Origin of the sequence: Bacillus cereus group sp. BfR-BA-01355 (assembly GCF_022663675.1) — a bacterium.
In the GTDB taxonomy this organism is placed as follows: domain Bacteria; phylum Bacillota; class Bacilli; order Bacillales; family Bacillaceae_G; genus Bacillus_A; species Bacillus_A thuringiensis_S.
Genome location: NZ_JAKUFY010000490.1, coordinates 1 through 223, shown reverse-complemented (window position 1 = coordinate 223; position 223 = coordinate 1). Strand labels below are relative to the sequence as shown.

The following is a 223-nucleotide window of genomic DNA, read 5'->3' as shown; positions in this document are numbered from 1 at the left end:
AAAAGGAATTGAAGAAATTGTAGGTCTATTTGTAAATACAATACCAGTTCGAGTAAAACGAGAAGCAGATATGACAGTTGTGGAATTATTAAGAAGTCTCCAAAAACAAGGGACAGAGGGAAGTAGTTATGGTTATTGTTCGTTAGCGGAAGTTCAAAGCCAATCACAATTGGGTTCTAATTTGATAAAAACATTGTTCGTATTTGAAAACTATTATATCGAT

Annotated in this window: 1 protein-coding gene; it reads left to right on the top strand. The window is 32.7% G+C overall.

The features are described from left to right. The coding region (locus MR167_RS32600; protein ID WP_242316326.1) for a condensation domain-containing protein at positions 1-223 on the top strand (223 nt) is incomplete at both ends.